The organism is Paraburkholderia sp. BR14374, assembly GCF_040948685.1.
Lineage (GTDB): Bacteria > Pseudomonadota > Gammaproteobacteria > Burkholderiales > Burkholderiaceae > Paraburkholderia > Paraburkholderia youngii.
This window is the reverse complement of the sequence record NZ_JBFPKF010000119.1, coordinates 1-831: the sequence shown is the minus strand read 5'-3', so window position 1 is coordinate 831 and position 831 is coordinate 1. Positions and strand designations below refer to the sequence as shown.

Here is an 831-nt window from a genome sequence, read left to right as displayed (position 1 = left end):
AACATCGACTCGGTATAGCCGTCCGCTCCGCGCATCGCTTCAGTCTCAGTGTTGTCCGGTTCTTTGTTTCAACGTTTACCCCTCCCGCGCGGATGACGTGCGTGGGAGGTATTTCAACAGCGTGCTAGACACGTGGCCCCTCGTCAGGCAATGCGCAAGGGCTTGACTGCGGCGTGGACAGACGGCGGTTGCGGGACGATGTTGCCGTCAACGCTTAAGTCATTTCCAAGTGCGACACGCATGCGAGTGTCGCCGGAGCTTCTGCTACGACGCAAGCAAATCGGATTCAATAAAATTGATATCGCGGTTTATGATGGGATTGCAGGGTTTGCTAGTACTTGCGCATGGGTATGCCGATCCCCTCATAGCGAGGTACGCATCGCCGACTACCAGTATGCCCCGGACCGAGCTCCGCGACCGATCGAGAGCGGAGAGGCGAAACAATCGTTATCGAGGTCCAGGGGGCTGGTGACACCGCGCGCGTGATGAGTCGCGCTGGATGCGGGCAACCAGTCCTCGACATGGTTCAATCATGACAGATAGGTGAGGTTGTATCGAGACCTTCGTTTGGTCAGTGAAAAGGTACGCAACCGTTTTGTTCGGTGCACGCCCAGATGAACTCCATGCTCCTCGAGACTTTTCTGCAAGCGCTCAAGACGCAAGGCATTCTTGAGTACGCTGATGCGCCGTGGGAACCTTGGCTTCTAGAGGGTGTTAGGCACTTTTGCTAAGGGTTGCAAAGTGAACAAGCATAAGCACGGAGAAGACGACGAAGTGCAAGCCAGCCAGAGTTTCGGGCAATCGCTCGTAGTCTCTTGCGAGTCGGCGGAA

1 pseudogene is annotated in these 831 nt (G+C 55.8%); it reads right to left on the bottom strand.

Annotation, left to right across the window (positions count from 1 at the left end):
• Positions 1 to 714 precede the first annotated feature (714 nt).
• A pseudogene (locus AB3X86_RS38285) lies at positions 715 to 831 on the bottom strand (IS5/IS1182 family transposase); the annotation flags it as partial.